General features: G+C 70.9%; 9 protein-coding genes and 2 tRNA genes. 1 reads left to right on the top strand and 10 read right to left on the bottom strand.

What is annotated here, in order from left to right:
• Positions 1-79 precede the first annotated feature (79 nt).
• The 4 genes from LIU39_RS04890 to LIU39_RS04875 form a co-directional block, all read right to left on the bottom strand.
• Positions 80-832, bottom strand: coding sequence for a hypothetical protein (locus tag LIU39_RS04890; RefSeq protein ID WP_227044978.1), 753 nt, complete (start codon positions 830-832; stop codon positions 80-82).
• Positions 833-1,088: 256 nt separating this feature from the next.
• Complete coding sequence (gene leuS, locus LIU39_RS04885) at positions 1,089-4,004, bottom strand: leucine--tRNA ligase (RefSeq protein WP_227044976.1); 2,916 nt, start codon at positions 4,002-4,004, stop codon at positions 1,089-1,091.
• Between the two features lie 254 nt (positions 4,005-4,258).
• Entirely contained in the window at positions 4,259-6,217 is a 1,959-nt protein-coding gene (locus tag LIU39_RS04880) for a S53 family peptidase (RefSeq protein WP_227044973.1), read from the bottom strand.
• Positions 6,218-6,871: 654 nt separating this feature from the next.
• A tRNA-Ala gene (locus tag LIU39_RS04875) sits at positions 6,872-6,944 on the bottom strand.
• Positions 6,945-7,096: 152 nt separating this feature from the next.
• Between LIU39_RS04875 and LIU39_RS04870 the strand changes: the two genes are divergently transcribed.
• A complete protein-coding gene (locus LIU39_RS04870; RefSeq protein WP_227044971.1) occupies positions 7,097-8,464 on the top strand; it encodes a glycosyltransferase 87 family protein in 1,368 nt (455 codons plus the stop codon).
• A 382-nt stretch (positions 8,465-8,846) separates the two neighbouring features.
• On the opposite strand, the gene LIU39_RS04865 is transcribed toward LIU39_RS04870, so the two are convergent.
• The 6 genes from LIU39_RS04865 to LIU39_RS04840 form a co-directional block, all read right to left on the bottom strand.
• On the bottom strand, positions 8,847-9,080 hold the full coding sequence (locus LIU39_RS04865) for a hypothetical protein (protein WP_227044969.1): 234 nt from the start codon (positions 9,078-9,080) through the stop codon (positions 8,847-8,849).
• Between the two features lie 3 nt (positions 9,081-9,083).
• On the bottom strand, positions 9,084-9,329 hold the full coding sequence (locus LIU39_RS04860; RefSeq protein WP_227044968.1) for a hypothetical protein: 246 nt from the start codon (positions 9,327-9,329) through the stop codon (positions 9,084-9,086).
• 351 nt (positions 9,330-9,680) lie between these two features.
• Positions 9,681-9,753 (bottom strand) — tRNA-Ala (locus LIU39_RS04855).
• A gap of 112 nt (positions 9,754-9,865) precedes the next feature.
• Positions 9,866-10,519: a histidine phosphatase family protein gene (locus LIU39_RS04850; protein WP_227045214.1), complete on the bottom strand. Its 654-nt coding sequence runs from the start codon at positions 10,517-10,519 to the stop codon at positions 9,866-9,868.
• The gene (rsfS, locus tag LIU39_RS04845) at positions 10,516-10,950 is read right to left on the bottom strand and encodes a ribosome silencing factor (protein ID WP_227044966.1); all 435 of its coding nucleotides are present in this window, start codon (positions 10,948-10,950) and stop codon (positions 10,516-10,518) included. Before rsfS ends, LIU39_RS04850 begins: the two co-directional genes overlap by 4 nt.
• A 186-nt stretch (positions 10,951-11,136) precedes the next feature.
• The gene (locus LIU39_RS04840) at positions 11,137-12,990 is read right to left on the bottom strand and encodes an LCP family protein (protein ID WP_227044964.1); all 1,854 of its coding nucleotides are present in this window, start codon (positions 12,988-12,990) and stop codon (positions 11,137-11,139) included.
• Positions 12,991-13,001 lie beyond the last annotated feature (11 nt).

Raw genomic sequence — 13,001 nt, 5'->3', positions numbered from 1 at the left:
AGCCCGGCACCCGACAGTGCGGCCCCTCTCACGATCTTCCCGGTTCGGTAAGGGCTGTGCCAAATGCCGCCCGCCCTCGTCAGGTCGTGCCTTCGCCGTGCCGGGCCTTCTGCCACGGGTAGGACGGCCGAACGCGCGGATCCTTGGCCGCTATCGCCTGGGGTTCGCCCGCCTCCGGGCCCCAAGAGCCCCCGGGGGCTCCGGAAGCGCTGCCGGTCCCGGCGGCCTGCCGGCCTGCACCGGCGCCGCCGTCCGGTGCGTTACCGGCCGCCGGATCCCGCAGCGGCTCCCGGGTCCAGTGCCGCAGCGCGCCCGCCTCGACGTCGATCTGGTCGTTCAGCGCGGCCAGGTCGTCGTCGGAGAACTTCCGCGCGCGGTCCAGCGCCGCCCAGCGCAGCGAATCGGCGGCCTGGGTGATGCGCTGCGTACGCTCCCGCAGCTCCGGCATCCTGGCGGAGGTGGCGGCCCGGTCGGGCTCGCGCTCCAGCCGCCTCAGCTCGTCGTCCAGTTCGTGGCCGTGCGCGCTGAGCCGTTCGAAGAGGCCGAGTGCCTCGCTGAGCGAGGCGTCGTCGGCCACGCCGCCGCGCAGTGCGTCCTGGGTGGCGCGCATCGAGGTGCGCAGCGACAGCCGGAGCTGCGCCAGTTCGCCGGTGACGCCGGGCTGGGTGAACTTCCTCGCCCGGAGACCGGTGTCCTCGACGCTTCTCCGGGCCTGCGCGACCGTGCGGTCCACGCCGCGCTTGGTCGCCTGTACGGCCTTGACCGTCACGAATACTCCGGCGGCGATGAAGAGCAGGAAGAGCAGCCCGATGATGGCAATCGCGGCTTCCATGAACTCCCCCAGAGGATTCGGCGGCGCCGGTTCGGTAGCCCGCGCCCTGTCCCTCCACGGTAAACGGCTCGGGCAGGTCGCGGGTTCCATCGGAGCCCCCAACCTGCCCGTAGGGGAAAGCACCCATGCCCCGCCCTGAGCGGCCTGATCACCCGCCCGAAGCTGCCGCACACTCCCCGCAACGACGCCGCCGCAAGGCGCGAGCCGACCGGCTCAAGCCCTGCGGCGGCGTCGTACGAACACCCGCCGACCGAGGTCAGGCGGGCACGATGTTGACCAGCTTCGGCGCCCGGACGATCACCTTGCGGATGCCCGCGCCGCCCAGTGCGGCAACCACCGCGGGCTCGGCCAGCGCGGCCGCCTCCAGGTCGGCGTCGGAGACCGAAGGGGCGACCTCCAGCCGGGCCTTGACCTTGCCCTTGATCTGCACCACGCAGGTCACCGTCTCGTCCACGACGTACGCCGGGTCGGCCACCGGGAAGTCCGCGTGCACCACGGTGTCGGCGTGGCCCAGCTTGCGCCACAGTTCCTCGGCGATGTGCGGGGCCAGCGGGGCGACCAGCAGCACCAGGCGCTCCGCGACCGTGCGCGACACCGGTCCTGTCGTCTTGGTCAGGTGGTTGTTCAGCTCGGTGACCTTGGCAATCGCGGTGTTGAAGCGCAGGTTCGCCATGTCCTGGGTGACACCGTCGATAGCCTTGTGCAGGGCCCGCAGGGTCGCCTCGTCCGGCTCCGTGTCGACGACGGTGACCTCGCCGGTCGCCTCGTCCACGACGTTGCGCCACAGGCGCTGCAGCAGGCGGTACTGGCCGACGACCGCCCGGGTGTCCCAGGGGCGGGACACGTCCAGCGGGCCCATCGCCATCTCGTACAGGCGCAGCGTGTCGGCGCCGTACTCGACACAGATCTCGTCGGGCGTGACGGCGTTCTTCAGGGACTTGCCCATCTTGCCCAGGACGCGGCTGACCTTCTCACCCTGGTAGTAGTACGCGCCGTCGCGCTCCTCGACCTCGGCGGCCGCGACGGCGATGCCGCGGCTGTCCCGGTAGACGAACGCCTGGATCATGCCCTGGTTGTACAGCTTGTGGAACGGCTCGGAGGACGAGATGTGCCCCAGGTCGTGCAGGACCTTGGACCAGAAGCGGGCGTACAGCAGGTGCAGCACGGCGTGCTCGGCGCCGCCGACGTACAGGTCGACGCCACCGGACGGCTGCCCCTCGCGCGGCCCCATCCAGTACTGCTCGATGCCCGGGTCGACCATGGCGTCGGCGTTGGTCGGGTCCAGGTAGCGCATCTCGTACCAGCACGAACCGGCCCAGTTGGGCATGGTGTTGGTCTCGCGGCGGTAGCGCTTGACGCCGTTGCCGTCGCCCAGGTCCAGCTCGACGTCGACCCAGTCCTCGTTGCGGGACAGCGGGGTCTCCGGCCGGGTGTCCGCGTCGTCCGGGTCGAAGGTGCGCGGGGAGTAGTCCTCGACCTCCGGCAGCTCCAGGGGCAGCATCGAGGCGGGCAGCGCGTGCGCGACGCCGTCCTCGTCGTAGACGATCGGGAACGGCTCGCCCCAGTAGCGCTGGCGGCTGAACAGCCAGTCGCGCAGCCGGAAGTTGACGGTGCCCTCGCCGATGCCGCGGTCCGCCAGCCAGTCGGTGATCTTCGCCTTGGCCTCGACGACACCCAGGCCGTCCAGGGAGATCTCCGCACCGGAGGAGTTGACCAGCTTCGCGTCGTACGAGGCGAAGGCATCGTCCCAGGTCGCGGGGTCGGTGCCGCGGTCGTCGGACGGCTGGACGACGCAGCGCATGGGCAGCTCGAAGGCGCGCGCGAAGGCGAAGTCGCGGCTGTCGTGCGCCGGGACGGCCATGATCGCGCCGGTGCCGTAGCCCATCAGAACGTAGTCGGCGATGAAGACCGGGACCTGTGCGCCGCTGACCGGGTTGGTGGCGAACGCGCCGGTGAAGACGCCGGTCTTGTCCTTGGCCTCGGCCTGCCGCTCGACGTCCGACTTGGCCGCGGCCTGCTTGCGGTACGCGGCGACGGCGTCGCCCGGGGTGGCGTGGCCGCCGGTCCACACCTCGTGGGTGCCCTCGGGCCAGGCGGCCGGGACGATGGAGCCGTTGCCGTTCCCTGCCACCAGCTCGTGCTCCGGGGCCAGCACCATGTAGGTGGCGCCGAACAGGGTGTCCTGGCGGGTGGTGAAGACGGTGATCTTGTCGTCGCCTACGGGGAAGTCGACCCGGGCGCCCTCGGAGCGGCCGATCCAGTTGCGCTGCTGCAGCTTGATGGCCTCGGGCCAGTCCAGCGCGTCCAGGTCGTCCAGCAGGCGGTCCGCGTAGGCGGTGATCCGCATGTTCCACTGGCGCAGCTTGGACTTGAAGACGGGAAAGTTGCCGCGCTCGGAGCGTCCCTCGGCGGTGACCTCCTCGTTCGCCAGCACGGTGCCCAGCCCCGGACACCAGTTGACGGGGGCGTCGGAGGCGTAGGCCAGCCGGTACTCGCCCAGGACGCCGGCCTTCTCGGCCGCGTCCAGCTCGCCCCAGGGGCGGCCGTCAGGGGTCGGGCGGGTGCCGGCCTCGAACTGGGCGACCAGGGTGTCGATCGGCCGTGCGGCGTCCGCCTCCGGGTCGTACCAGGAGTTGAAGATCTGCAGGAAGATCCACTGGGTCCACTTGTAGTACGCCGGGTCGATCGTCTCGACCGACCGGCGCTGGTCGTGGCCCAGGCCCAGGCGGCGCAGCTGGCGCCGCATGTTGACGATGTTGGCCTCGGTGGAGACCCGAGGGTGGGTGCCGGTCTGCACGGCGTACTGCTCGGCGGGCAGGCCGAAGGCGTCGAAGCCCAGGGTGTGCAGGACGTTGTGGCCCGTCATGCGCTGGTGGCGTGCGTAGACGTCGGTGGCGATGAAGCCCAGCGGGTGGCCGACGTGCAGGCCCGCACCGGAGGGGTACGGGAACATGTCCATGATGAACTTCTTGGGGCGGGCCGTCAGCGCGGAGTCACCGGCCAGGTCGCCGCTCGGGTTCGGGGCCTCGTAGGTCCCGGCCGACTCCCAGAAGTCCTGCCAGCGTGCCTCGATGTCGGCGGCCAGCGCGGCCGTGTAACGGTGCGGCGCTGCCACCTCGGAGGGGGGGCCGCCCGCGCCCTCAGCAGCGGGGGAGGTAGTCGTCTCGCTCATCGTCCTCAAAGCTCCATCGATCGTCTCTGCCTGCGGCTGCTGCGGACACGGATTCTGCGGAAACAAAAATGCCCCTCGCACAGGAGGGGATGCCGCGCCGATGCCGACCCGGGCGGCCACAGCGGATGGCCCGGTCGGAACTGATCAGCGCGGCCCGCTAAGCAGAAGGCGTACGGCACACATGGCGCCAGGGTACCGCAGGGGCCACAGGGCCCGCGCCGGGGATTCCCCCGACGCGGCCCCTACGGGAACGGTCAGGGACGGTACGAGCTGACGTAGTCCGCGCCCGGACTGCCGACGCCGGTGACGTCGTCGTAGCCGACACCCGCGTGCAGCGAGCTGTCCTTGCCCAGGCTGCGCAACGTGGTCGTGGTGCCCTTGGCACCGTCGATGCCGTTGACGTAGTCGACCCGGATGACGGCCAGGTCACGGCCCGCGCCCAGCGGGTGGTCGGTGACGTCGTGGTAGGCGGGGGTGCCGTACCGCTGGTAGATGCCGGGGTTGGCGAAGCCGATGGGGACGCCGTGCCTGGCCTGCTGTGCCAGCGCCTGGACGCCCGCGATCACCGGTGCGGCGAGCGAGGTTCCGCCGATGCGGTACTCGTCGTAGCCGAGCTTCCCGCCCGGCAGCGTCTGGGTCTGACCGACCAGGAAGCCGGTGTTGGGGTCGGCGACCGCCGCGATGTCGGGGACGGTGCGCATGGCGCCACCGCCGTTCGCCTTGGCCAGCCCGTCCGGGACGACGCCGCGCTGGTAGAAGGGCTGCGCGATGGTCTTGCTGGTGCCACCGCCCGCACCGCCGTTGAACTCACCGGGGAAGCCGGTCCAGTCGCTGCCGTCCTTGGAGAGCACGGCCTTCTGGGTGCCCCAGCCGGTCTCCCACTGGTACGTGCCGTTCTTGCCGACGGCGAGCGCGGTGCCGCCGACCGCGGTGACCCAGGCGGAGTTCGCCGGGGTGTCCACCTGCTTCGTACCGGTGTTGGCCACTTCATCGCCGTTGTCGCCGGAGGAGAAGTAGAAGCCGATGCCCTGGACCGCACCCTGCTGGAACAGCTGGTCGTACGCGGCCGCCACATCGGGGGTCTCATTCGCCTCGATGTCGCCCCACGAGTTGGAGACGATGTCGGCGAGGTGCCCGTCGACGATCTTGCCGAGCGAGTCGAGCAGGTCGTCGTCGTTGCAGGAGGCGGCACCGACGTAGACGACATCGGAGTCGGGAGCCACCGCGTGCAGGGCCTCGACGTCGAGCGTCTCCTCCCCGTACCAGCCGGCCGCGCCGCAGTCCTCGATGTGCGAGTAGTCCTTGGGCAGCACCTGGGACAGCTGCCCGCGGCGGTAGCGCGGATCGCCGTTACGGGAGGCGTACTTCTGCGCGTCCGCGGCGATGGTCGGCGAGGCGTAGGCGTCGGTGATCGCGACGGTGACGCCCTTGCCGGTCCACTTCTTCGCCCCGTAGGCGGCACGCAATTCCTTGCCCGTGTACCCCTTGACCGCGTACGACGCCTTGGCCCCGTAGGCGGACGGCAGGTGCTTGTCGGTCTTGGAGCCGTAGTACGAGGAGAACGGGCCCGCGTTGCGGTAGACGTTGGAGGGCGGCGGCAGCTCGGTGGAGTGGTGCCGGGCGAGCCGCGGCGCGTTGTCCAGGCCGGTGACGGTCAGGACGGCATCGGACAGCGCTCCGGGCGCGGAGGCGGTGGCCGACGGCGCGTGGTAAGTGTGGCCGTCCTTGCGGTAGTTGTGCAGATCGGTGGCGAAGGCGCGCTCGGCGGCCGACGCGTCGCCCTTGACCGTCAGATAGCGGCTGCCGGTGCCGGTGATCTTCAGACCCGACGTTTTCAGCCAGTCGGTCACCTTGGTGATCTGATCCTGCGTGGCGCCGTAACGGGCCTTCACCTGGTCAGGGCTCAGGTACTTCCCGTACGAAGCGGAGTGCGGGTCGGACACGGCCCTGGCGTACGCGGCCAGTCCCTTGGCGTCCCGGCCCGCGAGGTAGACGCGCGCGGTGACGTCCGTGGAACCGGCGGTGGCGCCCTGGTCCGCCTGTTGGGTGGCCCAGGCGGGCTTGGTGCCCTGGAACGCGTGCCGGCCGCCGTCGTGACCCGCGGCGTCGGCGGCGGGTGCGCCGAGCGCGAGCGCCCCGGCGACCAGCGGCAGCGTCGCCGCCCAGGCCAGTCCGGCACGCGCGCGCAGTGCTCTGGTTCGGCTCGATCTCATGTAACCCCCTGCTGTGGCGATGCGATGCGGTGCGTAGTGGCGCGACGCACGGTGCCTCATGAGCGGTGAATGCGATGGATATGACATTCACGCGATGCGCCACTCTTTCGGTGAACGATTCATGTCAGGGGCATGCGATCACCAAGAAGAGCCCAAGGAACGACAAGATAGCGCCAGAAATAGAGGGATTGGTGGGGTATTGGGCACCCAACACGGCAGGCAACGCTAATTTTTGATCAGGAGTCAGCGAACGGAGGACAGGAACTGGGCACAGGAGCACCGCATTTCGCCCCGCTCCGACCCGGCAGAGCCGCGGACTCCGGGACACCGGGATCCCGGAACGAGGCGGCTACGGGCCGACGGACCGAGGCGGGGTCACCCACGTCACGGCGCACCCGTCATGGCGCGCCACAAGATCCTCGTCCCCGACGGCACACACCGCCCCCCAGGGCCGATACGGCACCCTTGACACTCGGCGCCGCCTCTGAGACAGACGCCACTCCGCACCACCTGTGACGCCTCTCACGCGAGCCACCGCACTCTCCCAAGACCGCACCGGCACAGCCGCTCCCAGCGCAGGCCCTGCCCCTCACTCCCCACCCGCAACGCACAACAAAGCGGGCCGTCCGATCGGACGGCCCGCTCTGAATTCTGTGGAGCTAAGGAGAATTGAACTCCTGACCTCCTGCATGCCATGCAGGCGCTCTACCAACTGAGCTATAGCCCCAGGTCTTGCTCCGCTGCGGTCTCCCGCGGCGACATCGACTACATTACACGGCCCTCCCGGGCTTCTGCCAAATCGCTTCTCGCAGAGCTCTCACCGGGGCGCGCGGTACTGTCGGCGAGCCGTGCCCGATTCGTCCTGGGGAGCCGTACGCCGTGACCACGCTGGAGCTGGAGCAGTCCACCGACCCTGGTGACCCCGGCCCCCGCACGGGTTTCCTCCGCCGCCGCCCAACCCTGTCGGCCGCGGTCGGCTGCGCCCTCTCCTTCACCGTCTTCTGGATCGTGCAGCGCCTCGCGCACGTGACCATGATCGACCTGATGGTCTACCGCGCCGAGGGCTGGACGGCCCGCAGCGGCGGCAGCCTCTACGACATGGTGGCCACATCGGCGCACCTGCCCAACACCTATCCGCCCTTCGCCGCGCTGCTGTTCACCCCCCTGACGCTGGTCGGCGTGCCGACGATGCGCACCCTCGCCACGCTCGGCAACCTCCTGCTGCTGGTGTCCGTCGTCCACCTTTCGCTGCGCCTGGTCGGCCGGCCGCAGCACATGCCGCGTCCGGCGGCGGCGCTCGCGCTCTCCGCGCTGCTGGTCTGGTGCGAGCCGGTGTGGACGACGCTGCGCTACGGCCAGATCAACCTGCTGCTCGCCGCGCTGGTGCTGTGGGACCTGACCCGCAAGGACACCAACCGCTGGGCCGGTGTCGGCATCGGCATCGCGGCGGGCATCAAGCTCACCCCCGCGCTCTTCGCGGTCTTCCTCGCGGTCGCCGGCACCGTACGCGCCGTGCAGCAGCTGCGCTCCGGCGCCGGGCTGCGCGGGATCCGGAACCCCTGGCTGCGGCAGGCGGCCGTCGCCACCGCGACCTTCCTCGCCAGCGCCCTCCTCTCCGCGCTCGTGCTGCCGCGCGACTCGCAGCGCTTCTGGACCGAGACCGTCTTCGCCGCCGACCGGGTCGGTGAGGTGGAGATCACCGCGAACCAGTCGCTGCGCGGCGCACTCGCCCGGCTGCTGCACACCCACGATCCGGGTTCCGCCTGGCTGGTGGCGGCCGTCCTGGCCACCCTGCTCGGACTGGCGCTCGCGGTGTGGGCCCTGCTGCGCGGGGACCGCGCCTGGGCCGCCGTCACCTGTGCGGCGACCGCGCTGCTGGTCAGCCCGGTCTCCTGGTCACACCACTGGGTGTGGTGCGTGCCGATGCTGATCCTGGCCGGATCCGAGGCCCTGCGGCGCACCGGCGGCAGCGCCCGCCGCGGCTGGGCGGCGACCGCGGTACTGGGCCTGCTGTTCTGCAGCTATGCGCTGTGGTGGGTGCCGCACCGCTGGCACCACCACGAGGAACTGCACCAGAACACCCTCCAGCTCCTGCTGTCCGACGTCTATCCGCTCGCCGGGCTCGCGCTGTTCGTGGCCGCGGCGGTCCGGCTGTGGCGGCGCTGCGGGCCGGGCGGCCGCGGGGCCCGTGGCCATGGCCGCCGCCCCGCCGCCACCGAGGGCACGGCAGCGTCTTCGAGAGCGTGACGCCGAAGGGCCGCAGCGTGTGGGGGTTGCGGCCGCGCGGCCCGCGGCGGTGGGGCGCAGGAGACGGGCCGTCAGGCAGGCGCTCCCACCGGCTTCCAGGGCGCAGACGATGCGTAAACCCCCGGCGGGCGGCGCCGGTTCGGCGGTGGACTCCCGCGCGTCCGGTTTCCACCGCGCCGCACGTCCGGCACCCTCGGGTGGTGTGGTGCGGTCAGGTGTGACGTCCGTATCGCTCACGATGCGACCCCCGTGTCGCGTCCCCGTGCCGCCTGCCGCTTGCGGCGGCGGCTCCTGTCCACGACAACGCCCGGGAAAGACCGGGTAGTTCCGCCCTGGCCGGAAAATCCCGGACGCGTGGGCGGGCGGCGCACGCGAGCGGCGGTCAGGCCGTGGCGAAGGAGTAGAAACGCTTCAGCGTGCAGTGCTCGTCCAGGAGGCGCCCGTAGATCGGCTCCCCCTCCAACTCGCGGTAGGTCTCGATCGGGTCGCCCTTTATGACCAGCGCGCGGGCGCATTCCTCGCACCAGTACTGGTAGTCGGCGTTGAGCGGTTCCATGTCACGGACGATGGGCGTACCGCTGCCGCACCAGTCGCATTTCCTGCTGTGAGCCCCCATCAGTCAGCTCCAACTGTGGCCGCAGGCCGTGCAGACGAACGAGATGCCGCCGTTGTCGCCCAGCATCTGGGCGACATGGGCCGAGCCGCAGGCGGGGCACTGGAGGGCGGGACCGTGGCCGCGGCGGGTGACGCCGGGGCGGTCAACGGGGCAGGTGAAGCGGAGCGCGTATTCCGGCAGCCAGTCATAGCCCTGCGCCTCGGCCACATCGAGCAGGTCATTGACCTCCTCAAGGATGCTCGTGGGCATCGCGTGTTCTCCTCCCCTGCCGGCGCCGTCCGATTCTGCCACGGACCGCCGAGCGGGACAGTCCCGTCGTCGTCCGCGCCCACCGCCCCTCGGCGGCCTCGCGCCCACCGGGGCGGGCACCCTCATCGAACCTGCCCGCGCCGCCGCTCCCGAACCGCCCGCGGACGACCCTTTTCGGGAACTGCATCCCGAAAAGTGCTGCCTGAAGAGTGATGCCGTTCCGGGTGGGCGCGGACTCTCATCCAGCGCAGGAGGCCGGACGGAAGCAAAGTCTCCGCATAGCAATGATCCCGCCTTCTCGTGAACCAGTGCCGGGCACTGGATCCGCGAGAGACGGGATCATCCGGGTTGTGGAGCTAAGGAGAATTGAACTCCTGACCTCCTGCATGCCATGCAGGCGCTCTACCAACTGAGCTATAGCCCCGGGTCTTGTTCCGCCCCTCCGGGTTTCCCCCGGCGGCGCCGCGAACAAGAAGAACTTTAGCCTGCGACCTGCCCAGATGTGAAATCCGGGTGTCCGGCCCCGGCCCCGGGGCTCAGTCGTCGTCGCCCAGGACCGGCTCCGGCAGGGTGCCGGCGTTGTGCTCCAGCAGGCGCCAGCCGCGCGCGCCTTCGCCGAGGACGGACCAGCAGCAGTTGGACAGCCCGCCAAGGCCCTCCCAGTGGTGGGATTCCAGGCCGAGCAGCCGCCCGATGGTGGTGCGGATCGTGCCGCCGTGGCTGACCACGACGAGGGTGCCGCCGTCGGGCAGCTTCCCGGCATGTTCGAGGACCACAGGGGCGGCCCGGTCGGCGACCTCGGTCTCCAGTTCGCCGCCACCGCGCCGCACCGGCTCGCCGCGCTTCCAGGCGGCGTACTGCTCGCCGTACCTGGTGACGATCTCCTCGTGCGTCAGCCCCTGCCAGGAGCCCGCGTAGGTCTCCCGGAGGGCGGCGTCGTGCGCCACGTCGAGCTGGGTGAGTTCGGCCAGCTCACCGGCGGTCGCGGCGGCCCGCTGAAGGTCCGACGCGACGATGGCGTCCGGCTTCAGGGCAGCGAGCAGCCGGGCCGCGCGCCGGGCCTGGCCGATGCCGGTCTCCGTCAGCGCGATGTCCGTCGAACCCTGGAAGCGACGCTCCAGATTCCAGGCTGTCTGGCCGTGCCGCCACAGGACGACGCGGCGGCCGCGGCCCGCAGTGGTGCCGTTCAGCTGAACTCTCCTTCTCCCTCGTCCCCCGTGGCCTCGGCGTGCGCCGCGGCCTTGCCGCGGGTCTCCTTGGCGTCCTCGGGGAGGTCGATCTCGGGGCAGTCCTTCCAGAGGCGTTCGAGCGCGTAGAACACCCGCTCCTCGCTGTGCTGGACGTGAACGACGATGTCGACGTAGTCGAGCAGCACCCAGCGGGCCTCGCGGTCGCCCTCACGGCGCACCGGCTTGGCGCCGAGGTCCTTGTTGAGGCGTTCCTCGATCTCGTCGACGATCGACTTGACCTGACGGTCGTTGGGCGCCGAGGCCAGCAGGAAGGCGTCGGTGATCGAGAGGACGTCGCTGACGTCGTACGCGATGATGTCGTGCGCGAGCTTGTCGGCCGCTGCCTGAGCGGCGGCGTTGATGAGCTCGATGGAGCGGTCCGTGGCGGTCACAAGCGGCTTTCGGGTCGAGGGCACGCCGTCCGGCCGGGGCCCGGGGCCCGCGGCGACGCCGCCCCGGAGGGCGGCCGGATCGGCTTCGTATACCCCTCAAGGGTCTCACGGCCCACCGACACTCCCGCCGGTGTTTTCGATTACCCCGGCCGGCTCCCCGCGCGGGAGCCGCCCGTCCGCCGGCCGTCAGCCCTTGAAGTCCTTGCCCAGGACGACGGTGATGTCCGCGTTCTCCGCGCCCTTGGCCTTGGTGACGGCGCCGGCCGGCAGCCCCAGCGTCTTGGCGACCTCTGCGGCCTTCTCCTTGTCGGCGGCGTTCGCGTAGGTCACCGCCGATGCGCTGCCCGGGGCCGCGGCCGTGCCGCCGTCGACGAAGGTGTAGCCGCCGTTGACCAGCGCGACCTGCGCCTTGCCCGTGGCCCTGGTGTCCCCGGTGGCGTTGCGCACCGAGACCCGCGGGGTCGCGTCCGGGTCGGTCTTCTTGACCGTGCCGCCGAGCACATCCTTGACGACGGTATTCGCCGCCTCCGGGCTGAGCGTGCCGTTCTGCTGCACGGGCAGCAGCGTGGTGCCGTACGCGCCGGTCTTCGCCAGTTCGGCCCGCTGCGCGAGGGAGCTGCCCAACTGGGCCTCGGTGAGCGGCGGGTCCAGTACCTGGAGGAGCGATTTCACGGTGGCGGTGGCCCCGTCGGCATCGCTGGAGACCTTCTTCAGGGTGGCCTGCATGACCTGCCCGAAGCGCTCCAGCTGCTTGCCCTGGCTCTCCCCCGGCCCCTGGTACGTGGCGTACGCGACCGCGGACTGGCCGTTGAGCAGCCGGTCACTGCCCGGCTTGACCAGCGGCGAATCGCCCTTCTTGGCGCCCGGGACGGTGGCGTTCGTGTCGACGCTGATGCCGCCGACGGTCTCGACGAGGTTCTCCAGATACGGGGTGTCCAGCCGCCAGCTGGCCTTGAGGTCGGCGCCCAGCAGGGTGTTGAGGGAGTCCCTGGTGGGCTCCGTTCCCTCGTCCTTGACGGACTTGCCGAGCGTGGTGGTGGTGCCGTCGTCCTTGGAGACGATCAGGTTGTTGGGCAGCAGGACGGTGGTGCCCTTGTCGGTGGTTTCGTTGTCCACCAGGAGGGCGGTCGAACTGTTGCCGGTCTTGGTGTCGCGCAGGTGGACGACGAGGACGTCACGCTTCTGCCCGGCGCCCGTGGCCGTCCCGCCGCCGGCGGCGCCGTTCAGTCCGGGCAGTTTGCCCGCCCACCAGAGGTAGCCGAGACCGCCGACCACCAGGAGGGCCAGCACCACCGTCAGCGCGACGATGCGGCTGCGCCCGCGGCGCTTGGCCTCCTCGCGCCGCTCGGTGCGGCTCTCGGTGAACTTCAGCCAGTCGATGACGTCTTCGGAGTCCTCGTCCGGCTCCTCGATGAACGAGAACTGCTCGGTGCGGTACTCAGGGCCGGAGGAATCGGATGAGCCGGAGGGTTCGGCGGGGGCCGGCGGGGCGTGTGTCCCGGGGCCTGCGGTCTCCGGGGCACGCCGCTGTTCCGGAGGCCGCGGCCGCGTCTCCTGGTGCGCCTGCTCGTAGCCCGTCCCCTGGTAGCCGGCCGCCTCGTCCTGGTGCGGCCCGCTGTAGCCCTGCTGCGGGTACCCCTGGCCCCCGTAGGGCTGCTGCTCGTACGGGGGCGGCGGGGGCTGCTGGGGGATCCACTCCTGCTGCTGTTGCTGCTGTTGTGGCGGAGCCTGTTGCTGCTGGGGACGGCCGTAGGGGTCGTACCCCTGAGGGTGACCCGGCTGCGGCTGCCCGCCGCCGTACGGGTCGTAGCCGTACTCCTGCCGGCCGCCATAGGGGTCGTAGCCGTACTCCTGCGGGGGCGCGGAGGCGGGCGCGACGGGCTGCCCGTACTGGTCGTAGCGCTGTTCGTAGGGCTGCTGCGTGGCGTCGTGGTACACGGGCCGCCCGTAGGCGTCGTACGTGTACGCCTGCTGCCCCTGGGCGTAGGGATCCTGGGCATACGGGTCCTGCGGCCCGTACGGATCCTGTCGGTCGCTCACCGGTGCCCCTT

Source organism: Streptomyces pinistramenti (assembly GCF_020564935.1).
Lineage (GTDB): Bacteria > Actinomycetota > Actinomycetes > Streptomycetales > Streptomycetaceae > Streptomyces > Streptomyces pinistramenti.
This window is presented reverse-complemented; position numbering and strand designations above follow the sequence as displayed.

What these genes read in the sequence shown, in the direction of transcription:
- LIU39_RS04860 (WP_227044968.1), bottom strand. Translation starts at nt 9,329, where the DNA reads ATGCCCACGAGCATCCTTGAGGAGGTCAATGACCTGCTCGATGTGGCC.
- LIU39_RS04880 (WP_227044973.1), bottom strand. Translation starts at nt 6,217, where the DNA reads ATGAGATCGAGCCGAACCAGAGCACTGCGCGCGCGTGCCGGACTGGCC.
- leuS (WP_227044976.1), bottom strand. Translation starts at nt 4,004, where the DNA reads ATGAGCGAGACGACTACCTCCCCCGCTGCTGAGGGCGCGGGCGGCCCC.
- LIU39_RS04865 (WP_227044969.1), bottom strand. Translation starts at nt 9,080, where the DNA reads ATGGGGGCTCACAGCAGGAAATGCGACTGGTGCGGCAGCGGTACGCCC.
- LIU39_RS04890 (WP_227044978.1), bottom strand. Translation starts at nt 832, where the DNA reads ATGGAAGCCGCGATTGCCATCATCGGGCTGCTCTTCCTGCTCTTCATC.